The sequence below is a fragment of the Serratia sp. Res13-Sevr-LER1-36-b genome (assembly GCF_015673035.1).
GTDB lineage: Bacteria > Pseudomonadota > Gammaproteobacteria > Enterobacterales > Enterobacteriaceae > Chania > Chania fonticola_C.
The window spans coordinates 218,302-243,064 of the sequence record NZ_JADACK010000005.1 but is presented as its reverse complement, the minus strand read 5'-3'; the positions used below and the strand labels follow the sequence as shown (position 1 = coordinate 243,064).

Below are 24,763 nucleotides of genomic sequence, written 5' to 3'. Positions count from 1 at the left end.
CCGGCCAATAGACGACTCAACGCTTGATGCTGTCCCGCACTCGTTGCAGGTCTGCTGGAGTATCGACACCGACGCTCGGAATGGCCTGCGCCACCGCGACGTGGATCTTTTCGCCGTACCACAGCACACGCAACTGCTCCAGCAGTTCAATCTGTTCCAGCTGGCTTGGTTGCCAACTGACGTAGCGGCGGACAAAACCGGCACGGTAGGCATAAATCCCGATATGCCGCAGCAGGCTATTGCCAATACTCTCTTTTGACTGAGCAAAACGCTCACGATCCCAAGGGATGGTGGCGCGTGAGAAATAGAGCGCATAGCCTTGCGCATCCATCACCACCTTGACCGCATTCGGGTTGAAGGCTTCTTCTGCGGTTTCGATCGGCACCGCCAGCGTGGCCATCCCTGCGCTACTGGCCGCCAGGTTTTCTGCTACCTGACGCACAATAACCGGCGGGATCATAGGCTCATCGCCTTGCACATTGACAATGATTTCATCATCGGCAAAGCCACATTTCTCGATCACTTCCGCCAGGCGTTCGGTGCCGGAATGGTGGTCCGGGCTGGTCATGCAAACTTCACCGCCGGCAGCCTCGACCGCTTTGGCCACCTCTGGGTGATCGGTGGCGACAATCACGCGGGAAGCCCCTGATTCACGGGCTCGTTCCATCACATGCACCACCATCGGCTTACCGTGGATATCCGCCAACGGTTTACCCGGCAAGCGGGTGGACGCGTAACGCGCCGGGATGATAGCGATAAAACTCATGCGTGTTTCTCGTCCAGTGGGATGGTGCGCGCTTCGTTTTCCAGCAATACCGGAATACCATCACGTAATGGGTAGGCCAGGCCGTCCAATTTGCAGACCAGTTCCTGATGTTCTTTGTTGAAATAGAGCTTACCGTTGCAAACCGGGCAGGCAATGATTTCGAGTAAACGGTGATCCATGCTTCCTCCAGGGGAAGATATGCTAACAAGGAAAGTGCGTGAGGATAGCATAACGCCATAGGGCCGGTTAATCACCGCCTGATTTGCTCAGAGGGTTGCCGAACGGGAAATTTTTCTGCGGGGGTTGAATCACTCCATTGGCAGGCGTAGAATTTTTTGTGACTTACATCACAAAAAAATGAGAACCTGCAAATGATCAAACGTCTCCATAAAATCATCGCGCTGTTTGCCAACTACAGCAACTGAGGAACGCGGGGCGAGTATATGCGCCCCTACAAGTTAGCGGGCGGCGTTGAAATTCGTTTTACCCTCGGTGACAACGTCGTTCGTTATTCTATTCCCCAGCCTTGCCCCCACTCTGCTGCCAGCGATGCGGGTACATCTCCTAGCGAGACCTGCTGCGCCCCGTGCCATTTCGCCGTACGGGTAATTGCCTGACGAATATCCTGACAACGCTGCTTACCCAGCTTGATCCCAGTTTCAAGATGGAAACTGATCACTTCAAAAACGCCCTGCTTGCGGTGCATTTTCACATCTACTCGGCCAATCAGTTCGCCCCGCTGCAACAGCGGCAAGGTGAAATAGCCGTACTGGCGTTTTTCTTTTGGCGTGTAGCATTCCAGCCTATAGTCAAAGCTGAACAGTTCCAGCGCGCGCCGCCGATCCCACACCACCGGATCAAAAGGAGACAGCAGGCAGGTTACCGTGGATTTCAACTTCCCTTGTTCCGCCAGCGCCAACTCGGCCGCCAGCGACTGATGGACATAAAATTCCCCTTCCAGCCCGTCGATAGCGATCTGGGAGATCTCTCCCTGCTGTAATAGCGTTGCCAACAACGGTTTGGGGGCGACGCGTTTCAATCGGTAATAATCCGCCAGCCATTCGGCTTTAAACACGCCGAGATAGCGGCAACTGCGGGTGAGCATCTGTTGCTGCGCTGTCGCCTGAGATAAGGCATGCACATCATCATCCCACTGCGGCAATAAACGTTCGGTGAGATCATAGACACGGTGAAAATTACGGCGTTCAGCCACCATCAACTTGCCAGAGGTAAACAGAATTTCCAGATGACGCTTTTCCGGCTTCCAATCCCACCAGCCGTTAGCGCCTTTCTTTTCGGCGCTAAAATCGGCCGAACGCACCGGCCCTTGCACCGCGATATGCTGTAGCAGTTCATCGATAGCCTGTTGGTGCTGTTGTACCCATTCCTGCGAGTATTTCCACCCCATCCCCTGCGGTTGCAGCATGCGATGGCGTAACAAACCAAAGTCATCGATGGGGAGAAAACAGGCTTCGTGCGCCCAGTACTCGAACAGTTTGCGGCTAGCCAACGCCTGTTCCAGCCATTCTGGCCGATAATCGCCCAGGCGACTGAACAGCACCAGGTAAGGGCTACGGGCCACCACGCTGATGGTGTCAATTTGCAGCAACCCCATACGATCGATGGCGTTCACTACATCATCGGGGCAAGCCTGGCGTTTAATTGGGGATAGCAGCCCTTGAGCGGCAAGATGAAGCGCGCGGGCAGAGGAAAGCGAAATAACGGGGATTGGCATCCTGATATCCAAGGGTCATTGAGCAATGGCCTGATGATAGAGGATCCTGGGGAAATTTTCTTCGCCAGTGCATGGGGTGGCGGCACCGGCACTGGCGAGGAAAGTTTGGGTCAGAACGCGATAACGTCTGCCGCTGACAGCCCGTGAGAGCTACGATAAATCGAGAACTCGACGTTCTGACCTTCGTTTAATGACTTGTTTTTGGTATTGGCGATAGCACGGCGGCTAACATAAATTTCGTCACTACCATCGACCGGTGAAATAACACCATAGCCTTGAGCCTGATCAAACCATTTTACCTGGCCCATTTTTAGCATTGTATTCTTAAACATATTTTATATCCTTTCACTTGAGCATCCTTCACAACGTTATTTTTGTTATTGTGTGGACGCTACCAGCCCATCCTAAAGTTTTTCGTAACAAACCTCTCGTGAGCAAAAATTAAAAAACCCGCACTGCGGCGGGCTTGTTGAGCTTAATATCTTCCGCATAACTCAGCATTAACGCGTCATTATGGTTGTATTAAGCTCTCTATACGCTATTCCCTGTAAACTTACAGAGCAACAACGTTGGCGGCAGCCGGCCCGCGCGGGCTGTCCTGAATGGTATACTCAACACGCTGGCCTTCTGCCAGAGTCTTGAAACCTTCGGTCATGATTGCAGAGAAGTGTACGAATACATCTTTGCCGCCATCTTGTTGTTCAATGAAACCAAAACCTTTACTTTCGTTGAACCACTTAACCTGACCAGTCTTCTTAGACATTACTATTACCTTTTAAATATTTACAAAAACCTGCCCTATGGCAATTTGGCCGTTTTTCAGAATCATTACTTATGGGAGGTACTTAGAAGGTTCGTCTTTGAAGCGGAATCAGATGATAACGTCTTGGGAGGAACTACTTAATCTATACTCGTACATAAATAGCGCTGCATCACAGGCCGGTATGCATTTACTCATAAACTCATCATCAAGACAAGAGGTTTATCACACTTTTTAGCTACATCCGCCCAGAATATTCCTATCATACTGATTTTAATAGTTTAAATTCCTCTTGTTTTTAGCGCATTGCAGGAGCATCTCGCTCATCACTCACCACTTGGGGTTATGCCTGCAAATGAGAGCCAACGCATAAAACACTAATATCGTTAGCCAATCGATAACAAATCACGAACCAACTGACTAGACTTGAGTCAAAAACACGGTGAGGTGTCATCTAGCCAGCACTATTGGCGGCCTAAACCGCATTTTTCAGATTTTATTGAGCTAAGGAGCTAGCAGTATGATCGACCAGCACTTCGTCTCGCCGAATGACATTCGCGCCAAATTTTCCCTGGCAATGTCGGCCATGTATCAACAAGAGGTGCCACTGTACGGTGACTTGATCGAACTGGTCGCTGAAACCAATCGGGAGGTGCTGAGTAAAGATTCAGCCCTGGCACATGGGTTGCAGATTACCGGTGAAATCGGTCGATTATCGATGGAGCGCCACGGCGCTATCCGCGTCGGCACGGCAGCTGAATTGCAGACCTTACGACGACTGTTTGCCGTCATGGGCATGTCTCCGGTGGGTTATTACGATCTGACAGCTGCTGGCGTCCCCGTCCACTCCACCGCCTTTCGTGCCGTACACGAAGCCGATCTGCAAGTCAGCCCGTTTCGCATATTTACTTCGTTGCTACGACTGGAACTGATTGAGAATGTGGCGCTGCGCGAGCTGGCACAACGACTGCTGGATCGCCGCTGCATTTTTACCGAGCGGGCTTTGGAGCTGATAGCGTTACATGAAATCCAGGGCGGGCTGGATGCCGAACAGGCGCAAGAATTTGTTGCCCAGGCGCTCGAAACCTTCCGTTGGCACCGTTTGGCCACCGTCAGCGCCAGTGAATATCAACAGTTGCACAATCAACATCGCCTGATCGCCGATATCGTTGCCTTCAAAGGGCCACATATCAACCATCTGACGCCAAGAACGCTGGATATCGATCGGGTACAGGCGGCAATGCCAGAACGCGGGATCCCACCCAAAGCGGTGATCGAAGGCCCGCCTACGCGCCACTGCCCTATTCTGTTACGCCAGACCAGTTTCAAAGCGTTAGAGGAACAAGTCCTGTTTATCGAACCTGACGGTCATCAGGTTGTGGGGCATCATACCGCGCGTTTCGGTGAGATTGAGCAACGGGGAGTCGCCCTAACCGCCAAAGGGCGTGCGCTTTACGATCGCCTGCTGCAGGCCGCGCAGGATGCATTACAGGTTCCGGCTACGGAAGATAATGCTCCACGCTATTACCAACTGCTGGCTGAACATTTCCAGGCCTTCCCGGATGATTACAATGCACTACGTGTGCAGCAATTAGCCTGGTTCCGCTATTTCCCTACCGAATGCGGGCTGGCAGCTAAAGAGACCGTTGAGCAGCACAGCACGCTCGAACAGCTCATCGCACTGGACTACATCCGCTTCCAGCCGTTGGTTTATGAGGATTTCCTGCCGGTCAGCGCCGCCGGAATTTTTCAGTCTAATCTGGGGGGCAGCCGCCATGCGCAATACGCGGCGTCATCGAGCCGTACGGCGTTTGAACAGGCATTAGGGGCAGGCGTGATTGATGAATTGGCGCTTTATCAGCAAACGCAGCAGCGCTCACTGCAAGCTTGCGCGCAAGCCTTGGGCTTGCACGCTTTAGAAGCTTAGATTATTTGATTAACTTCTGGATCCCTTGCAACAGTTGCTCGGCCTGCTCGGTGGGAAGTACCGCTTCAACCGGTAAATACCACCAGTCAGGCTGGGCAAAGGCACGGCATTTCACCGCATCCTTCTCGGTCATCAGCAGCGTTTGGCCTTGGCTCGCCAATGCGGCTAACTGCCCGTGGTTGTATTCCTGGTGATCGGCAAAGGCCACCTCGCGCTCGACCTCAACTCCCAACTTTTCTAGCGTGGCGAAAAACCTTGGGGGATGACCTATCCCTGCCATCGCCACTACGTGGGGTAATTCGATCGCCGGGCGGCGTTCACCGCTGGCGATATTCACCGCATCCTGCGCCTGGAGCTTCATGGCGATTTCCCCCGGCTGGGCAACACCGCCATTTGCCACACAGGCATCCACCGTCTTTAAGCGGGACACACGCTCACGCATTGGGCCAGCGGGTAACCACCAACCATTGCCGAAGCGACGAACGCCATCGATCACCACCAGCTCAAAATCACGCTGTAAAGCATAGTGCTGGAGACCATCGTCGGTGATGATCAAATCAAGCTCGCCTTGGTTCAACAAGGCTTGCACCGCTTCGGCGCGCTTTGGCGAAATAGCCACCGGCGCCCCGGTACGCTGATAGATCAGCACGGGTTCATCACCGGCTTGCCGGGTGGTAGTCTGAGCATCCAGCACCAGCGGATAGACCGCCGACTTGCCGCCGTAACCTCTGGAAACCACGCCGACCCGGTAGCCACGCTGTTGCAGCTGTTCAACCAACCAGATCACCATCGGTGTTTTACCGTTGCCACCCGCAGTGAGGTTCCCCACGATAACCACCGGCACCGGCGCACGCCAACTCTTGCGCAAGCCACAGCGGTAGCTAAGGCGGATCAGGCCGCTCACCAGGCCATACAGCCAGGAGAGCGGCAACAGCAGCAGGTAAACCAGTGAACTACCGGACCAGATGCGCTCTATCATTACTGACCAAACTGCATGCGGTGAAGTTGTGCGTAAGCCCCTTTCTGCTCGATCAACTCGGCATGCTGGCCACGCTCAACGATACGCCCATCTTCAACCACCAGGATCTCATCGGCTTTCTCGATAGTCGACAGACGGTGGGCAATCACCAATGAGGTACGGTTTTTCTGCAGTTCGTCCAAGGCCGCCTGGATCGCACGCTCAGATTCGGTATCCAGCGCGGAGGTGGCTTCATCCAGGATCAGGATTGGGCAATCTCGCAGCAAGGCACGAGCGATGGCAATACGCTGACGCTGACCTCCGGAAAGCATCACGCCGTTCTCACCGATCACCGTATCCAGACCATGCTCCATTTTATCAATGAAGTCGGTGGCATAGGCCATACGCGCCGCTTTCTCAATTTCTTCACGGCTGTAACGCTCTTCACGAGCATAGGCAATGTTGTTGGCAATGGTGTCGTTGAACAGGTGGACGTTCTGTGAGACCAGGGCAACCTGATCGCGCAACGAGGCCAGGGTATATTCCCGCAGATCATGGCCATCCATCAGGATCTGCCCTTCCTGCACGTCGTAGAAGCGCGTCAACAGGTTGGCAATCGTCGATTTACCCGAACCAGAACGGCCAACCAACGCCACCGTTTTACCTTCTGAAATGCTCAGATTGATATCACGCAGCGCCGGGATCTCACGCCCTGGATAGGCAAAGGTCACATTACGGAATTCGATATCACCTTTGGCACGCTCAACCTGGCGAGTACCGGTATCCTTTTCCTGTTCCAAATCCAGGATAGAGAACAACGTCTGGCAGGCCGCCATCCCGCGCTGGAACTGGGCATTCACGTTGGTCAAGGATTTCAGTGGACGCATCAAGGCAATCATGGCGGAGAACACCACGGTAATGGTACCGGCTGTCAGCGTATCCATCACGCTAGGGAAGCTTGCTGCAAACAGCACAAACGCCAATGCCAATGAGGCGATCAACTGAATAATAGGATCGGCAATAGAAGAAGCCGAAACCAGCTTCATCCCCTGCTGACGCATGCGGTTACTGACGGTGTTGAAGCGCTCGGTTTCCACCTGTTGACCACCAAAGATCAGCACTTCTTTATGCCCTTTCAGCATCTGTTCTGCACTGGTCGTCACCTGCCCCATGGTGTTTTGCATATTTTTACTGATATTGCGGAAACGTTTGGAGACCAGGCGGATCGCGAAGGAGACGATCGGTGCCAGCACGATCAGGATTAGCGAAAGCTGCCAGCTGTAATAAAACATCATGATGAACAGGCCGATGATCGAGGCCCCTTCACGCACCACGGTAACCAACGCGCTGGAGGAGGATGAAGCTACCTGTTCCGAGTCGTAGGTAATACGTGAAAGCAGAGTTCCTGTTGATTGCTGGTCAAAAAAGGCCACCGGCATTCGCATCATATGGCCGAACAGACGACGGCGCATCTGCATCACCACCATGCCTGACACCCAGGAAATACAGTAGCTGGAGACATAGCTGGTGATGCCACGCATCAACATCAGGCCAATCACGACCAGCGGCATCCAATGCAAGACTCGGCTATCGGCTTTACCAAAGTCGTCTAATAACGGTTTGAGCAGGGACAGCATTAACGTATCCCCCGCTGCGTTTAAAACCAGCGCAATGGCGGCGACCACCAACCCGGTTTTAAACGGTGTGATCATCGGCCAGAGGCGGCGGAACGTCTGCCAGGTGGACAGATCTTTATCATTCATCATGCAAATACCAGCATCGGAAGAAATAGCGGCCCATTCTACTCATTATCCCCCTCAACGCCAAACCGCTGATGATACCAACGTGGATTTAGTTGTTCGCGAAAGCCTTTAACTTGCCAATCATGACGATAAAAAAACACGCTAAGCTGCCCTGAGCGGGCCGTATCACGCCAGGGAATGTGATTTTCCCGATAGCGTTTGACTATTTTTGCTGCCGGTAACCGCCAGGCGTTATAGCGGGATGCCGAGGCAAACGCCAGCTCGGGGGAAACTGCACGCAAAAATGGCGGCGTTGAAGATGTCTTACTGCCGTGATGAGGCACCTGAAGGATAGTGCTGGGTAAATTCGCACGTTGTTTCAGCAACGCCTGCTCGGCCCGGCGTTCAATATCCCCAGTCAGTAACAGGCTGAACTTGCCATCATCGACACGCACTACGCAGGAGTCATCGTTAGCGGCATAATCCACCCGTGCTGGTGGCCACAACACCTGAAAGTTTAGGTCTCGCCACACCCACCGCTGCCCTTGAACGCAAGGCAGGTAGCCAACGTTCACGATCGGCGTACGCACGCTGGCCTGTGGAAATGCGGCTGCCAATATCGGCAAACCGCCGATATGATCCAGATGGCTATGGCTGATAACGATTTGCTCCAGCGAAATCTGCCGCCAGCGCAGAAATGGCAAAATGTTGCGCTCTGCCGCACTGGAGGCTTGCCAGCGGTTGCCCGTATCAAAGATGACGGCCTTTCCTTCCCGCTCGATCACCACCGCCAAGCCGTGCCCTACGTCGAGCACATCGACCCGCCAGCGATAATCTGGCGATCTTTCCCGCCAGAACAGACAGCCTAGCACCACAACGGCGCAACCGACAGGAAAGTGATACCACCAGCGAAAACGCCAGCAAACCACGGCTAACCACCCAAGGACGCTAAATTGCAGTAAGGCAGCCCCAACCTGTAGCCACCCTTGCTCAAGCCCAGGTAGCGGCCATAAGGCCCAACTGACGGTAAGATCGGCCAATTGCCAACACCAGTGGCTTACCGGCGGAATAAAAAACAGCATCAGTGCCAACAATATCAGCGGAACCGACAACAGAGAAACGATCGGTACTGCCCAAAGGTTGGCGGGTAACGATGTCCAGCTCAAGCCATGAAACAGGCCAAATTGTAACGGCATCAGCAACAGCGTCATTCCTAGTTGCATGTGTAGCCAACGCAGAGGTGCCCAGCCCCAAGAAGTGCTGAAGCGCCTGGGCAACGGCGCCCATTCAAACCAAAAGATTAAGGCCGCAACCGCCAGGGCGGAGAGCCAGAAGCTGTCCGAAAGCACTGACATAGGATCGCACAGCAACAGCAGGCTGATACACCACAGCCAGATTTGCCAGGAAGTGCAGGAAACGCCTTTGAGGCGCAACCAGAGCCACAGAGACAAGGCAATAAAGGCCCTCATTGCCGGAGGTTGCCCACCTGCCAGCCACACATAGCACAGCGCCATCAACCAACTGACGATCAGCGGCAAACGGTAGCCGATGTAACGCGCGGGCAATAAAAACTGCACGCCACGCGCCAGCCCCCAGGCAAAGGCAGCGGCCAGGGAAATATGCAGGCCAGAAATCGCCATCAGGTGAGCCACGCCGGTTTTCATCAGTTGCCCACGCAGCTCATTACTCATCAGCGTCCGTTCGCCAAACGCCAGCGCCAGCAACACCGGGCGTTGTGTCAGCGGCATGAGCGATTGATCCCTCTGTTTGACGATCAGCTGGCGCCAGTTGCAGCCCTTATCCAGTGCCGTTGCAGAACGTACAAAGCCACGCAACGGTTGACGATTAGCAATGGCCCAACGCTGCCCGTCAAAACCCCCTTCATTCAGGCTGCTGTGTACCGGGCGAAAGCGAACTTTCATCGCCCAACGTTGCCCTGCACAGGGCTTTTCGCCGCGCCAGTTTGCCGTAAAGGACAAAGCAGGCACCAGCCAACGCCCGCTAACCTGCTCAATACGCAGTTGTACCTGTGGCGTTTCAGCCCCGTTCAACCGGATGCTACGCACGGAAGCAATCACGGCTTTATCGCCGCTGGTCGTCAACGTTGCGACTTGCTGCATCAACAGGCTGGCACTACCAGTGGCGTAGATAAAGCCCAGCAGGCAGCAGCACAGTGCCTGGCGCCATGGATTCGGCTTATATCGCCATAGCCACAAAGCCGGAACGGCTAGCCCCATCAATAAAGGCCACGACGGTAAGTGGGGCAAAAACAGTATCGGCAGCATCCCCATCACCGAAGCGATGGCGGCCCTATCCAGTGAGATCCTGATTTCCACACTCCTTGCAAATTTTATCCTGCAACAAATGTGACTTCTCAAACGGATAACCACCAGTTGCAGGTTGCTACTCAGGAAAGGAGGTCGTAAACAATCGGTTGGCTATTTGGCATTTGCAGGAAAGGTTGCGTAGCGGAGCGCAAATTTTTGCCGGTATGGGAGGGTTTTCAGGCGAAAAAAAACGGCACCCTAAGGCACCGTTTTATATTCTTTACAAGCAACAACACTATGGGTGGTCAGCGACTAGCCATAGATATTGGCACGGTCACGTAACTCTTTACCTGGCTTGAAGTGAGGAACGTACTTGCCGTCCAACTCAACTTTATCACCCGTTTTAGGGTTACGGCCGACGCGCGGAGCACGGTAGTGAAGAGAAAAACTGCCGAATCCGCGGATCTCGATGCGCTCACCCTCGGCTAGCGTAGCTGCCATGTGTTCGAGCATCTCTTTCACTGCATCCTCAACGGCCTTCGCCGGAATATGAGATTGCTGGCCAGCAAGTCTTTCAATAAGTTCAGACTTGGTCATAGTTCCTCCAAGCTTTGCAGCTAAACTACCGTATCGGGGCGGTCAGAAACCGCCCCCCGTCATTACTCGCCTTTAGCCGCTTTGAAGGCTTCAGCCATAGCGTTAGAGAAGTTGCTTTCTTCCGGCTTGGTGTTGTTAACCGTAGCAATTGCATCTTTCTCGTCAGCTTCGTCCTTCGCACGGACGGACAGGCTTACAACGCGGTTCTTACGGTCAACGCCAGTGAATTTAGCTTCAACTTCGTCACCAACGTTCAGAACCAGAGTTGCGTCTTCAATACGGTCGCGAGAGGCTTCAGAAGCACGCAGGTAACCTTCTACGCCGCCTGCTAATTCAACTGTAGCACCTTTGGCGTCAACTGCAGTGACTTTACCAGTAACAATAGTACCTTTCTTGTTCATAGACAGGTAGTTATTGAACGGATCTTCAGCCAGTTGCTTCACGCCCAGGGAGATACGCTCGCGCTCTGCGTCAACTTGCAGAACCACAGCTGCGATTTCGTCGCCTTTCTTGTATTCACGAACTGCTTCTTCGCCTGCAACGTTCCAGGAGATGTCAGACAGGTGAACCAGGCCGTCGATGCCGCCGTCCAGGCCGATGAAGATACCGAAGTCAGTGATAGACTTGATTTTACCTTCAACGCGGTCGCCCTTGTTGTGGGTTTCTGCGAACTGCTGCCATGGGTTGTTTTTGCACTGCTTCAGGCCCAGGGAGATACGACGACGCTCTTCATCGATGTCCAGAACCATCACTTCCACTACATCGCCCACGTTAACAACTTTGGACGGATGGATGTTTTTGTTGGTCCAATCCATTTCAGAAACGTGTACCAGACCTTCAACGCCTTCTTCGATTTCCACGAAGCAGCCGTAATCAGTCAGGTTGGTAACACGACCAGTCAGCTTGGTGCCTTCTGGGTAACGTTTAGCGATAGCAACCCATGGATCTTCGCCCAGTTGCTTCAGGCCCAGAGATACACGAGTACGCTCGCGGTCGAACTTCAGCACCTTAACAGTGATTTCGTCGCCCACGTTGACAATTTCGCTTGGGTGCTTAACGCGTTTCCAAGCCATGTCAGTGATGTGCAGCAGGCCGTCAACGCCGCCCAGATCCACGAATGCACCGTAGTCAGTGAGGTTCTTAACGATACCTTTAACTTCCATGCCTTCCTGCAGGTTTTCCAGCAGTTGATCGCGCTCTGCGCTGTTTTCAGATTCGATTACTGCACGACGAGAAACAACAACGTTGTTGCGCTTCTGATCCAGCTTGATGACTTTAAACTCAAGCTCTTTGCCTTCCAGGTGCAGAGTGTCGCGAACTGGACGCACGTCAACCAGGGAACCTGGCAGGAACGCACGAATACCGTTCAGCTCTACAGTGAAGCCACCCTTAACTTTGCCGTTGATAACACCGACGACAGTTTCAGCTTCTTCGTAAGCTTTTTCCAGCGTGATCCAAGCTTCGTGACGCTTAGCTTTCTCACGGGACAGCAGAGTTTCACCGAAGCCATCTTCAACAGCGTCCAGCGCAACGTCAACTTCGTCACCAACCTGGATTTCCAGCTCGCCCTGGGCGTTTTTGAATTGCTCAGCCGGGATGGCAGATTCAGATTTCAGACCGGCGTCAACCAGTACGACATCTTTATCGATAGCAACAACAACACCACGAACGATGGAACCCGGACGGGTTTCGATTGTTTTCAGGGATTCTTCAAAGAGTTGAGCGAAAGATTCAGTCATGTTTAATCTTCAGGGTTCTATAGTTTAACGTCCATTTAGCGTCCCGCCGAATGGGGTTGTTTCACATACCTTGCCATTGGCTTCCTGCCGACAAGGTTTAGGTTACAGGGGTAAAATTTTACCCGATATATTCAGTTACTGCTATGCAGTACGATGACAAATATAACAAAAAGCTAAAAACGCCGCCGCGCTTATTGCTGCGGCAACGCCAAAACTTCATGTGCATATGCCAACGCCCGCTGGATCACTTCCTCGATCGACATGCTGGTAGAATCCAACACGAGAGCATCGAGAGCCGGTACCAGTGGCGCAATAGCCCGATTACGGTCACGGTCATCCCGTTCCTTTATCTCGGCTAAAAGACGTTCAAAGTTAACATTAAAGCCCTTTTCCTGCAACTGTAGCATGCGACGATGCGCACGCTCTTCGGAACTGGCGTCAAGGAAAATTTTAACCGGCGCATCCGGGAACACTACCGTACCCATGTCACGGCCATCGGCGATCAGGCCCGGGGCCTCGCGAAATGCGCGTTGGCGGCGCAGCAGCGCCTCACGAACCCGTGGGAATGCGGCCGTTTGCGAAGCCGTATTGCCAACGGTTTCGGTGCGGATCTCATTACTGACGTCCTCACCTTCCAAAATAACCTGCAGCTTGCCGTCCTGAGCAACAAAGCGGACGTCGAGATGGGCGGCCAAGGGGACTAACGCCTCTTCAGAGGTGATATCCACCTGATGGTGCAACGCTGCCAGGGCCAGTACGCGATAAATCGCGCCGGAATCCAGCAAACGCCAACCAAGGGATTCTGCCAGCGCCTTGCACAACGTGCCTTTGCCTGCACCACTTGGTCCATCAACGGTTATCACCGGAACTGTAGCCGTCATTTCTCTCTCCTTCAGGTAGAAACCTCACAGGAACACGCCTGCTCTCTGCCCAAGTAGGAGCAGATTCGGGGGCGTATTATACGCGCCTGCGGAGTTTACTGTTACCGCGAACTGTCTGATTGCCGAAAAGATGGCCACCAATGCGTAAAAAAGGCCTCAAACGAGGCCCATCGATAACGGATATGGAGAATATTAGGCCAACTGGCTGATACGCGCCAACTGCTCAAAATAGTCTGGGAAGGTCTTGGCGGTACACTTCGGATCCAGAATGGTCACCGGTGTATCGGAGAGCGCCACCAGCGAGAAGCACATCGCCATGCGGTGATCGTTGTAGGTACCAATCTCGGCAAACTGCAGCTTGCTTGGCGGCACGACGTGAATGTAATCCTCACCTTCATCAACCTCTGCGCCAACTTTACGCAGTTCTGCAGCCATCGCAGCCAGACGGTCGGTTTCTTTTACCCGCCAGTTGTAGATATTGCGGATGGTGGTCGGCCCGGTCGCGAACAGCGCGGTGGTGGCAATGGTCATCGCCGCATCTGGAATGTGGTTCATGTCCATATCGATGCCTTTGAGCTCGCCGCGGCTACACTCGATAAAATCATCGCCCCAGGTGATGCGCGCGCCCATTTTTTCCAGCACGTCGGCAAATTTGGTATCGCCTTGAACGCTTTTCTTACCAATACCGGTAACACGCACGGTGCCGCCCTTAATCGCCGCAGCGGCCAGGAAATAGGATGCCGAAGAGGCATCGCCCTCCACCAGATAGTCGCCTGGCGAACGGTAAGTCTGCTGCCCACGGATATGGAACACGCGATAGTTGTCGTGCGTGACTTCCACGCCGAAAGTACTCATCAGGTGCAGAGTAATATCGATATAAGGCTTGGAAACCAGCTCACCCAAAATATGGATAGCGGTGTCTTGGGCCGCCAACGGTGCCATCATCAGCAAGGCGGTCAGGAACTGGCTGGATACGCTGCCGTCAACGCTGACGTCGCCGCCACGGAAACCACCACGCAGGCGCACAGGTGGATAATCGGTTTGTTCAAGGTAATCAATTTGCGCGCCGCCCTGGCGTAAAGCATCGACCAGATGGCCAATCGGGCGCTCTTTCATGCGCGGTTCACCGGTCAACACCACGTCGCCCTCACCCAGGCACAGTGCCGCCGCTAATGGACGCATTGCCGTACCGGCATTACCGAGGAACAGCTCCAACGGCTGCGCGGCAACCAACGGACCCGCGTTGCCCTCAACGGAACAGGTGGTGCGATCGTCGGAGAGTTGGTAACTCACCCCCAGCGCTTGCAAGGCATTCAGCATATGACGCACGTCGTCGCTATCCAGCAGGTTGGTCAGCCGGGTCGTTCCCCGCGCCAGCGCAGCCAGTAGCAAAGCCCGATTGGATACGCTCTTGGAGCCAGGTAAGTTGACGGTGCCATCGACCAAAGCAACCGGTTGTAACGTCAGGGAATCCACCATGTGAACAAAACTCTCCAGAATCTGATAAACGAAACGGCCCCGGGATAATGCCGGAGCCGCTTTAATGCAAAAGGACAACAGCGGTACGACCGCCCGTTCAATGCGGGCGGTGGCAATCAACCATGGCGACGTTCAAAATCGACCATAAAGTCGGTCAGGGTCTTCACGCCGGCCAGCGGCATCGCATTATAGATGGAAGCACGCATGCCGCCTACTACGCGGTGCCCCTTCAGTGCCTGCAGGCCAATGGCTTCTGCTTCACTCAGGAACACTTTATCCAGCGCAGGATCGGCCAGTTGGAACGGCACGTTCATCCAGGAGCGGTTGGCAATGGCCACGCGGCTACGGTAGAAGTCCGACTGATCGATAGTGCTATACAGCAACTCGGCCTTGGCCTGGTTGCGTTTTTGCATTTCCACCAGGCCGCCCTGCTCTTTCAGCCATTTGAAGACCAGGCCAGACAGATACCAGGCGAAGGTTGGCGGCGTGTTAAACATCGAGTCATTTTCTGCCAACACGGTGTAATCCAGGATCGACGGGACTTCACGGCGTGCTTTACCCAGCAGATCATCACGCACGATCACCAACGTCAGGCCTGCCGGACCAATGTTCTTCTGTGCGCCCGCATAGATTACGCCGAAACGGCTGACGTCCAATGGACGGGAAAGGATGGTCGAAGAGTAATCGCCAATCACCACTTTATCGCCAAAGTCTGGCGTTTCATCAATGGCCACGCCGTCGATGGTTTCGTTCGGGCAATAGTGGACGTAAGCCGCGTTATCGCTCAGTTGCCACTCTTTCATCGGCTTGATGCCGCTTAAGCCGTCAACGGTAGTTTTAACGTCGATCACCTTTGGCTGGCAGTATTTTTCCGCTTCGGTGATCGCGCTGTGCGCCCAGTAACCGCCATCGATATAGTCGGCAGTGGTGTTATCGCCCAACAGGTTCAGTGGCAACGCGGCGAATTGCGCGCGGGCACCACCGTGGCAGAACAGCACTTTATAGTTGGCGGGGACTTTCAGCAGATCGCGCAGATCCTGTTCGGACTGTTCGGCGACGGCGATGAATTCTTTACTGCGATGGCTGATTTCCATCACCGAAGTGCCAAGACCGTGCCAGTTGCACAGCTCTTGTTCCGCACGACGCAACACTTCAACCGGCAGCATCGCCGGGCCTGAGCTAAAATTATAAACCTGAGTCATTTCCCCTCACCACATTCACTGTGCGCCGTAAAAACCGGCTTTCGACATATGCCCGAAGTTAACGCTGATGTTAACCAACTCTATCGGTTTTATCACTCACGTAACCCGGCTGCAATGCTTATTGTTCCAAGGGTGGGAAACTGGCAAGACCGCAAATAACAGGCTCTGCGGCCTCAGGGTTTATTTGTGCCATAAAACGCTGTGACACTGGCGTATTCAGCGGGTTAACGCGGTTTTTTGTGCTGTATTCAGCTTACCCGGCTATGGGACAAGGCTGCGATCCATTTACGGTTGCCACAGCGTGGGCAGTCGTGTTCGAGCGATGGCGTCAAAGTGGAGATCAGGCTACACATCCCACAGGCATAATCACCCTCCACATCAATCTCAACCACGCTTTTGACGCATTGTGCCGGTAACACCGGTAACCCGGGCCGTACCTCCTCGTCCGGGTAGAAATACACCGATATGGTGCCGTTTACCTCCAGGATGGCCAGTCTCACCTGGCCGAGATGCTCGACACCGGCCTGACGGAGTTCCATAAAGAACTCATCATGGGTGATATTTTCCCGGCACAGAATGTCCCAATCGAACAGCCCCTCGCTGACCAGAATCAGCGGTTCGCCTTCCATCCACACCTGTATTTTTTGATGGCGATCCATCAACCAGGTGGAAAAGCGGTACATTACCATCATACAAACGAAAACCATCAGCACCGGCAACAGGGGAACATTATGATAAAACGCGACATCTCCGGCTGCCGATCCCAGCGTCAGGATGATCAGCACTTCAAACAGCGACATTTGGCGTACGCCACGCCGCCCGGTCATTTTTAAAAAGATAAACACCAGCAAAAAAGTGAACAGACAGCGTAGTGCCACCTCGGCCAGGAACTCTGGCGTGGTCTCGTCAAATGCCATTCTTTGGATATCAAATGCCTGCATGAAATCGTTCCTGAAAAAAGAGATTTCCTACAGCATAGTCGGGGCGGGGAAAATGGGGGCATTACGCCCCCACTTGAGTCAGGAATCAATACTGATTAAACATCGCCTGGATCTGTTTAGCATCTTTGGTTTGAGTTAATGCCAACTGCAGCAAGATTCTCGCTTTTTGCGGATTCAGCGTTCCGGCTGCCACAAAACCGAGTTTAGTATCATCCACTTCTGCATCTTCGGTGGTGGAACCGGTAGGCACGCGGGAAGAACGCACCACCGCTACGCCGTTATGGGCCGCCGTGGCCAACGTATCAAACACGGTTTTATACAGGTTACCGTTACCCACCCCGGCGCTGACAATCCCTTGATAACCTTCGGCGATCAGCGCCTTGGCAGGGGCATCGGACGCGTTGGCATAGTTATAGATAATACCGACCGTCGGCAGCGTACTCATCTGGTCGACGTTAAACGGCGTTTCGCTGGTGTGCTTGCGCTGCGGTGAACGTTGGTAGTCGATTTTGCCGTTGTGGATGTAACCCAGCGGGCCAAAGTTAGGCGACTGGAAAGTCTGTACGCCGGTGGTATTGGTTTTGGTCACGTCGCGGCCATCGAGCACCGTATCATTCATCACCACCAGCACGCCACGCTTGGCCGATTGAGGGTCAGCGGCTGTGACAACGGCGTTATACAAGTTAAATGGGCCATCGGCACTCATGGCCGTTGCCGGGCGCATCGCCCCCACGATCACGACCGGCTTATCGCACTTGACGGTGAGATCCAGGAAATAGGCGGTCTCCTCCAGCGTGTCGGTACCGTGGGTGATCACGAAGCCATCGGTTTTGGCACAGTCCGCATTAATCTTCTTGACCAGCTTGAGCCAGACTTCGTCATTCATATCCTGTGAACCGATGTTGACCACCTGCTCGCCCTGGACGTTGGCAACCTTTTTCAGCTCCGGCACGGCATCAACCAATGCTTCAACGCCCAATTTACCTGCGGTGTAGTTGGACTTGGTGGCCGAGTCGCCGCCGCCAGCGATAGTACCGCCGGTGGCCAGCAAGGTGATATTAGGTAACGCCAGTGCCGAGCCGCAAACCCCGGCCAACAGTAGTGCCAACACGCTGAGTTTCACTGATTTCATTACGTTTCTCCGTTATTGATAACCCGCTGAATTATCGTCTTTATCCACATAATTACTGTGACATCTGATTGGCTTTAGGAATACGTGGAGCTTGGGAACAAAACCCCGTATCATTGCGCGTTTTTAGTACGCCACATAAGTGAAGACAATGACGCAAACTTTTATTCCTGGCAAAGACGCTGCGCTGGAAGACTCCATCGCCCGTTTTCAGCAGAAATTAACCGATCTGGGTTTCAATATCGAAGAAGCCTCCTGGCTGAATCCGGTGCCACACGTCTGGTCAGTGCATATCCGCGATCGCGATTGCCCACTGTGCTTCACCAACGGTAAGGGTGCCAGCAAAAAGGCCGCGCTGGCTTCCGCGCTGGGCGAGTATTTCGAGCGCTTGTCGACCAACTATTTCTTCGCCGATTTCTATTTGGGCCAACAGATTGCCGAAGGCGATTTCGTTCACTATCCCAATGAGAAATGGTTCCCGATCCCGGCTGACAACTCACTGCCACAAGGTATTCTGGATGAGCGTACCCACGCCTTCTACGATCCAGAGCAGGAATTGACTGCCGGCGATCTGATCGATCTGCAGTCTGGCAATAGCGATCGTGGCATCTGCGCCCTGCCATTCACCCGCCAGTCGGATCAGCAGACCGTTTATATTCCAATGAACATCATCGGCAACCTGTATGTGTCCAACGGCATGTCCGCTGGCAATACCGCCAACGAAGCGCGGGTTCAGGGTCTCTCCGAGGTGTTCGAGCGTTATGTGAAAAACCGCATCATCGCCGAGTCCATCAGCCTGCCGGAAATCCCGAGCGAAGTGCTGAACCGCTATCCTGATGTGGTTGAGGCGATCGCCAAGCTGGAGGCCGAAGGCTTCCCGATCCTCTCTTATGATGCCTCGTTAGGTGGCAACTATCCGGTGATCTGCGTGGTGTTGTTCAACCCCGCCAACGGCACCTGCTTTGCTTCCTTTGGCGCTCACCCTGATTTCGGGGTCGCGCTGGAGCGTACCGTTACCGAACTGCTGCAAGGCCGCGGCTTGAAAGATCTGGATGTGTTTACCGCCCCAACCTTCGACGACGAAGAAGTGGCCGAGCATGCCAACCTTGAAACTCACTTCATCGATTCCAGCGGTCTGATCTCCTGGGATATGTTCAAACAGGATGCCGACTATCCGTTTGTCGACTGGAGTTTCAGCGGTAGCACGCAGGAAGAGTTCGCCACCCTGATGAGCATCTTTAATAAAGAAGATGCCGAAGTGTACATCGCCGATTACGAGCACCTGGACGTGTACGCCTGCCGCATCATCGTACCGGGGATGTCCGACATCTATCCGGCAGAGGATCTGCTACTGGCAAACAACAGCATGGGCGCGCACCTGCGTGAAACCCTGCTGCAACTGCCGGGCAGCGAATGGGAGCCAGAAGAGTACCTGGCTCTGATCCAACAGTTGGATGATGAAGGGTTGGACGATTTCACCCGCGTACGTGAATTGCTGGGCATTGCCTCTGGTAAAGACAACGCCTGGTACACCCTGCGCGTTGGCGAACTGAAATCCATGCTGGCATTGGCCGGTGGCGATCTCGAGCAGGCACTGATCTGGGCCGAGTGGACGCAGGAGTTCAACGCCTCGCTGTTTACCCCGGAGCGCAGCAACTACTATCGTTGCCTGCAGACACTGCTGCTGTTGGCGTTGGAGCCAGAACGCGACCCAGCCCAATATCACACGGCCTTCGTGAAGATGTATGGTCAGGATGCGGTTGACGCGGCCTCTGCGGCTATGAGCGGCGAAGAGCGCTTCAACGGCCTGTTTGCCATCGACAGTGAATTGAAAGCTCTGCCAGCCCATCAAGCGCTGTTGGCGGCTTACGAAAAGCTGCAAACGGCCAAACGCCGTCACTGGGCGCAGGCATAAGCCTGATTGATACGCCGGTAGAACCTTACCGGCGTTACTCCCAAAGAAGCAGCCTTGATTCGGTTGCCGATCAAAAAACAGGCAAACCTTGGCGTTGAATGTTTTTATCAAAAGCGCACTTATCAGCCAACAGGATAATTAAATCGCCAATTGTTACGTCAGCGTGAAATATTAATTAACCATCAATTAATGCTTATTCATCAAAAAGCGACAATAAGTACAAAAATTTAACTCTCCCCACCCCAAAACGGCGTTAACTTCAAAATTTTTTGCAAACATTAAAAAAAATTTTTTACATAAAAATCAATAATATAACTCAATAGACCCTACTGATTTTGCGGTTTTAAGCCGTTTTACTTCCGCGCGTTATGATCCAAGTCAATTTTTACCCTATACTGCTTTGCTAGTATCTCAGTGTGTTGTAATAACCCTTAAGAGCGAGAGTTAGTGTGAGAGCTGACAACCCCTTCGATATGCTGTTACCTGCCGCGATGGCGAAAGTTGCCGAGGATGCGGGGGTTTATAAAGCCACCAAGCATCCGCTGACGACTTTTTATTTAGCGATCACCGCAGGTGTGTTCATTTCTATCGCCTTTGTTTTTTATATCACAGCGACCACCGGCACCGCCGCCATTCCTTTCGGCCTCGCCAAGCTGGTGGGTGGTATCTGCTTCTCCATGGGGTTAATGCTGGTCGTCGTCTGCGGAGCGGACCTGTTTACCTCCACCGTACTGACCGTGATTGCCAAAGCCAGCGGGCGCATTACCTGGGGGCAACTGGCTCTTAACTGGTTAAACGTCTATATTGGCAACCTGATTGGTGCCTTGTTCTTCGTAGCGCTGATCTGGTTCTCAGGCGAGTATATGGCAGCCAATGGCCTGTGGGGTTTGAACGTATTGCAAACCGCCGACCATAAACTGCACCACACCTTTATAGAAGCCGTCTGTCTGGGTATCCTGGCTAACCTGATGGTTTGCCTGGCCGTCTGGATGAGCTACTCCGGCCGCAGCCTGATGGACAAGATGTTCGCCATGATCCTGCCGGTAGCCATGTTCGTCGCCAGCGGCTTTGAGCACAGTATCGCCAACATGTTTATGATCCCTATGGGTATAGTGGTTAAGCACTTTGCCACGCCAGAGTTTTGGCAAGCCGTGGGGGCAGCACCCGAGCAATTCGCTCATCTGACCGTAAGCAACTTTATCATCGACAACCTGATCCCCGTCACCATCGGTAACATCATTGGCGGTGGTCTTCTGGTTGGGTTGACTTACTGGGTAATTTATCTGCGTGGCGGCAAACAGAATCACTAATCTGTTGGCTGGCACGGCGCCGGGTTTACAAAGAAATCCACATTAGAAGGTAGGTGTATAATGACCGAACTTAACGAGAAGTTAGCGACCGCTTGGCAAGGTTTCAGCGAAGGTGACTGGCAGAAAGAAGTCAACGTACGTGACTTCATCCAGAAAAACTACACTCCTTACGAGGGTGATGAATCCTTCCTGGCTGGCGCAAGTCAAGCCACTACCACTCTGTGGGACAAGGTTATGGAAGGGATCAAACTGGAAAACCGCACCCATGCGCCAGTTGATTTCGATACCAACGTCGTCTCCACCGTGACTTCTCATGATGCGGGCTATATCAACAAAGATCTGGAAACCATCGTTGGTTTGCAGACCGATGCTCCTCTGAAACGCGCGCTGATCCCATTCGGCGGCATCAAGATGGTTGAAGGTTCATGCAAGGTTTATGGCCGTGAACTGGATCCACAAGTGAAGAAAGTGTTCACCGAATACCGCAAAACCCACAATCAGGGCGTATTCGATGTTTACACCAAAGACATCCTGAACTGCCGTAAGTCTGGCGTGCTGACCGGTCTGCCAGATGCGTATGGCCGTGGCCGTATCATCGGTGACTACCGTCGCGTTGCTTTGTACGGTATCGACTTCCTGATGGCCGACAAGCTGAACCAGTTCAAGTCTCTGCAGACCCGTCTGGAAAATGGCGAAGACCTGGAAATGACCATCCAGCTGCGCGAAGAAATTGCTGAACAGCACCGTGCCCTGGCTCAGATTAAAGAAATGGCCGCCAAATACGGCTACGACATTTCTGGCCCAGCCAGCACCGCTCAAGAAGCCGTACAGTGGACCTACTTCGGCTACCTGGCCGCGGTGAAATCCCAGAACGGTGCAGCCATGTCCTTCGGCCGCGTATCTACCTTCCTGGACGTGTTCATTGAGCGCGATATCAAGGCCGGTAAACTGACCGAACTGCAAGCGCAAGAACTGATCGACCACCTGGTCATGAAACTGCGTATGGTTCGCTTCCTGCGTACTCCTGAGTATGATGAGCTGTTCTCTGGTGACCCAATCTGGGCAACAGAATCCCTGGCTGGTATGGGTGTTGATGGTCGTACGCTGGTAACCAAAAACAGCTTCCGCTTCCTGAATACGCTGTACACCATGGGGCCATCTCCAGAGCCAAACATGACCATCCTGTGGTCTGAAAAACTGCCGTTGAACTTCAAAAAATACGCCGCGAAAGTGTCTATCGACACCTCCTCCGTACAGTATGAAAACGACGACCTGATGCGCCCAGACTTCAACAACGATGACTATGCCATCGCCTGTTGCGTCAGCCCGATGATTGTCGGTAAGCAAATGCAGTTCTTCGGTGCGCGTGCCAACCTGGCGAAAACCATGTTGTACGCAATCAACGGCGGCGTTGATGAAAAACTGAAAATGCAGGTTGGCCCGAAAGAAGCCCCAATGATGGACACCGTGCTGGACTATGACAAAGTCATGGAGCGTATGGACCACTTTATGGACTGGCTGGCCAAGCAGTATGTGACCTCGTTGAACATCATTCACTACATGCACGACAAGTACAGCTACGAAGCTGCGCTGATGGCTCTGCATGACCGTGATGTTTATCGCACCATGGCTTGTGGTATCGCGGGTCTGTCCGTAGCAGCCGACTCCCTGTCTGCCATCAAGTACGCCAAAGTATCCACCATCCGTGACGAAGACGGCCTGGCTGTCGACTTCAAAATCGAAGGTGAATATCCGCAGTTCGGTAACAACGATTCTCGCGTAGATGACATTGCTTGTGACCTGGTAGAACGTTTCATGAAGAAAATTCAGAAACTGCGTACCTACCGTAATGCGGTACCAACTCAGTCCGTGCTGACCATCACCTCTAACGTGGTTTATGGTAAGAAAACCGGTAACACCCCAGATGGTCGTCGTGCAGGCGCTCCATTTGGTCCAGGTGCCAACCCAATGCACGGCCGCGATCAGAAAGGTGCTGTAGCTTCTCTGACCTCCGTAGCCAAACTGCCGTTTGCCTATGCAAAAGATGGTATCTCGTACACCTTCTCCATCGTGCCTAACGCGTTGGGTAAAGATGACGACGTGCGTAAAGCCAACCTGGCGGGTCTGATGGATGGTTACTTCCACCACGAAGCGTCCATCGAAGGCGGTCAGCACCTGAACGTGAACGTGATGAACCGTGAAATGCTGCTGGACGCGATGGAAAACCCTGAGAAATATCCTCAGCTGACCATCCGTGTATCGGGTTACGCAGTGCGTTTCAACGCGTTGACCAAAGAACAGCAACAAGACGTGATTACTCGTACTTTCACCCAGTCGATCTAATCGCTGTTTCTCCGGGGCGGATCGCTCTGCCCCGCTGAACAAATCTTACCAAGGCCGGATATTCCGGCCTTTTTACTAACTACCCCCTGACTCTGGTCTTGAGTCTGTTTTGCCAGGTATCTACGCTGCTGCTTAGCCAGTGATGGGTATATACTGCATGGATATCTGGCAAAACAGTGAACCGGTACGTAACCGGCCAACAGGAATCGTTTTACCTGGCGACTTTTTTTCGCCACATCGTTGATCCCTGCCTGGCGGTTACCAGCCTATTTTAGACTGCGTTTGACAGTCAATTTTGGAGAAACCCGCAATGTCCTTGAAAGGCCGCATCCACTCTTTCGAATCCTGTGGCACCGTTGATGGCCCTGGTATCCGCTTTATCGTGTTCTTCCAGGGTTGCCTGATGCGCTGCCTGTACTGCCATAACCGCGATACCTGGGACACCCACGGTGGCAAAGAGGTCACGGTTGAAGAGCTGATGACCGATACCGTGGCCTACCGTCACTTTATGAACGCTTCCGGCGGCGGCGTAACGGCATCCGGCGGCGAAGCGATCCTGCAGGCCGAATTTGTTCGCGACTGGTTCCGCGCCTGTCACAAGGAAGGGATCAGCACCTGTCTGGACACCAACGGTTTTGTCCGCCGTTACGACCCGGTGATCGATGAGCTGCTGGATACTACCGACCTGGTGATGCTAGACCTGAAACAGATGAATGACGATATTCACCAGAACCTGGTGGGAGTTTCCAACCATCGCACGCTGGAGTTTGCCCGTTATCTGGCCAAACGTAATCAACGCACCTGGATCCGCTACGTGGTGGTGCCGGGCTGGTCTGATGATGATAAATCGACGCATCTGCTCGGTGAGTTCACCAAGGATATGACCAATATCGAGAAGATCGAGCTGTTGCCTTACCACGAGCTAGGCAAGCACAAATGGATCGCGATGGGTGAAGAGTACAAACTGGACGGCGTTCATCCGCCGAAGGCCGACACCATGGATCGCGTGAAGGGGATCCTGGAAAGCTACGGCCATAAAGTGATCTATTAAGCCTCTCCCTGCTCGAACAAA

Annotated in this window: 20 protein-coding genes; 5 read left to right on the top strand and 15 right to left on the bottom strand. The window is 53.4% G+C overall.

Annotated features, from left to right (window positions below):
* Positions 1 to 16: 16 nt before the first annotated feature.
* From kdsB to IMQ33_RS02185, 5 genes are all read right to left on the bottom strand, one after another.
* Positions 17 to 766: a 3-deoxy-manno-octulosonate cytidylyltransferase gene (kdsB, locus tag IMQ33_RS02205; RefSeq protein WP_196061439.1), complete on the bottom strand. Its 750-nt coding sequence runs from the start codon at positions 764 to 766 to the stop codon at positions 17 to 19.
* Positions 763 to 945, bottom strand: coding sequence for a Trm112 family protein (locus IMQ33_RS02200; protein ID WP_021804911.1), 183 nt, complete (start codon positions 943 to 945; stop codon positions 763 to 765). The genes kdsB and IMQ33_RS02200 overlap by 4 nt, the downstream gene beginning before the upstream one ends.
* 329 nt (positions 946 to 1,274) lie before the next feature.
* Entirely contained in the window at positions 1,275 to 2,501 is a 1,227-nt protein-coding gene (locus IMQ33_RS02195) for a winged helix-turn-helix domain-containing protein (protein WP_065685322.1), read from the bottom strand.
* Between the two features lie 110 nt (positions 2,502 to 2,611).
* Complete coding sequence (locus IMQ33_RS02190) at positions 2,612 to 2,833, bottom strand: cold-shock protein (RefSeq protein ID WP_021804913.1); 222 nt, start codon at positions 2,831 to 2,833, stop codon at positions 2,612 to 2,614.
* 221 nt (positions 2,834 to 3,054) lie between these two features.
* Positions 3,055 to 3,264, bottom strand: coding sequence for a cold shock domain-containing protein (locus tag IMQ33_RS02185; RefSeq protein WP_021804914.1), 210 nt, complete (start codon positions 3,262 to 3,264; stop codon positions 3,055 to 3,057).
* A 517-nt stretch (positions 3,265 to 3,781) separates the two neighbouring features.
* On the opposite strand from IMQ33_RS02185, the gene IMQ33_RS02180 reads away from it, so the two are divergent.
* Entirely contained in the window at positions 3,782 to 5,188 is a 1,407-nt protein-coding gene (locus IMQ33_RS02180) for a VOC family protein (protein ID WP_161712273.1), read from the top strand.
* Position 5,189: 1 nt separating this feature from the next.
* Here IMQ33_RS02180 and lpxK read toward each other — a convergent pair whose 3' ends face one another.
* From lpxK to ansB, 10 genes are all read right to left on the bottom strand, one after another.
* The gene (gene lpxK / locus IMQ33_RS02175; protein ID WP_024529851.1) at positions 5,190 to 6,167 is read right to left on the bottom strand and encodes a tetraacyldisaccharide 4'-kinase; all 978 of its coding nucleotides are present in this window, start codon (positions 6,165 to 6,167) and stop codon (positions 5,190 to 5,192) included.
* Positions 6,167 to 7,912, bottom strand: a complete 1,746-nt coding sequence (msbA, locus tag IMQ33_RS02170) for a lipid A ABC transporter ATP-binding protein/permease MsbA (protein WP_024484602.1) — start codon at positions 7,910 to 7,912, stop codon at positions 6,167 to 6,169. Before msbA ends, lpxK begins: the two co-directional genes overlap by 1 nt.
* 35 nt (positions 7,913 to 7,947) lie before the next feature.
* On the bottom strand, positions 7,948 to 10,224 hold the full coding sequence (locus tag IMQ33_RS02165) for a ComEC family protein (RefSeq protein WP_192958272.1): 2,277 nt from the start codon (positions 10,222 to 10,224) through the stop codon (positions 7,948 to 7,950).
* Positions 10,225 to 10,467: 243 nt separating this feature from the next.
* Positions 10,468 to 10,752 carry an integration host factor subunit beta gene (gene ihfB / locus IMQ33_RS02160; RefSeq protein WP_004928264.1) on the bottom strand — a complete coding sequence of 95 codons (285 nt, stop codon included), beginning with the start codon at positions 10,750 to 10,752 and terminating at the stop codon, positions 10,468 to 10,470.
* Positions 10,753 to 10,814: 62 nt separating this feature from the next.
* Positions 10,815 to 12,491 carry a 30S ribosomal protein S1 gene (gene rpsA / locus IMQ33_RS02155; RefSeq protein ID WP_021804919.1) on the bottom strand — a complete coding sequence of 559 codons (1,677 nt, stop codon included), beginning with the start codon at positions 12,489 to 12,491 and terminating at the stop codon, positions 10,815 to 10,817.
* Between the two features lie 191 nt (positions 12,492 to 12,682).
* Positions 12,683 to 13,372: a (d)CMP kinase gene (gene cmk, locus IMQ33_RS02150; protein ID WP_021804920.1), complete on the bottom strand. Its 690-nt coding sequence runs from the start codon at positions 13,370 to 13,372 to the stop codon at positions 12,683 to 12,685.
* 192 nt (positions 13,373 to 13,564) lie between these two features.
* A complete protein-coding gene (gene aroA / locus IMQ33_RS02145) occupies positions 13,565 to 14,851 on the bottom strand; it encodes a 3-phosphoshikimate 1-carboxyvinyltransferase (RefSeq protein ID WP_065685426.1) in 1,287 nt (428 codons plus the stop codon).
* Positions 14,852 to 14,967: 116 nt separating this feature from the next.
* Complete coding sequence (gene serC, locus IMQ33_RS02140; protein ID WP_024529855.1) at positions 14,968 to 16,053, bottom strand: 3-phosphoserine/phosphohydroxythreonine transaminase; 1,086 nt, start codon at positions 16,051 to 16,053, stop codon at positions 14,968 to 14,970.
* A gap of 248 nt (positions 16,054 to 16,301) precedes the next feature.
* A complete protein-coding gene (locus IMQ33_RS02135; RefSeq protein WP_196061438.1) occupies positions 16,302 to 16,994 on the bottom strand; it encodes a DUF421 domain-containing protein in 693 nt (230 codons plus the stop codon).
* A gap of 85 nt (positions 16,995 to 17,079) precedes the next feature.
* Complete coding sequence (ansB, locus tag IMQ33_RS02130) at positions 17,080 to 18,126, bottom strand: L-asparaginase 2 (RefSeq protein ID WP_024529856.1); 1,047 nt, start codon at positions 18,124 to 18,126, stop codon at positions 17,080 to 17,082.
* Positions 18,127 to 18,274: 148 nt separating this feature from the next.
* Here ansB and ycaO point away from each other — a divergent pair, with 148 nt between their 5' ends.
* The 4 genes from ycaO (at position 18,275) to pflA (ending at position 24,742) form a co-directional block, all read left to right on the top strand.
* The gene (gene ycaO / locus IMQ33_RS02125; RefSeq protein ID WP_161712277.1) at positions 18,275 to 20,038 is read left to right on the top strand and encodes a 30S ribosomal protein S12 methylthiotransferase accessory factor YcaO; all 1,764 of its coding nucleotides are present in this window, start codon (positions 18,275 to 18,277) and stop codon (positions 20,036 to 20,038) included.
* A gap of 449 nt (positions 20,039 to 20,487) precedes the next feature.
* Positions 20,488 to 21,348: a formate transporter FocA gene (focA, locus tag IMQ33_RS02120; protein ID WP_024484609.1), complete on the top strand. Its 861-nt coding sequence runs from the start codon at positions 20,488 to 20,490 to the stop codon at positions 21,346 to 21,348.
* A gap of 60 nt (positions 21,349 to 21,408) precedes the next feature.
* Positions 21,409 to 23,691 carry a formate C-acetyltransferase gene (gene pflB / locus IMQ33_RS02115; RefSeq protein WP_065685327.1) on the top strand — a complete coding sequence of 761 codons (2,283 nt, stop codon included), beginning with the start codon at positions 21,409 to 21,411 and terminating at the stop codon, positions 23,689 to 23,691.
* 310 nt (positions 23,692 to 24,001) lie between these two features.
* Positions 24,002 to 24,742, top strand: a complete 741-nt coding sequence (gene pflA / locus IMQ33_RS02110) for a pyruvate formate lyase 1-activating protein (protein WP_024484611.1) — start codon at positions 24,002 to 24,004, stop codon at positions 24,740 to 24,742.
* Positions 24,743 to 24,763: the final 21 nt, after the last annotated feature.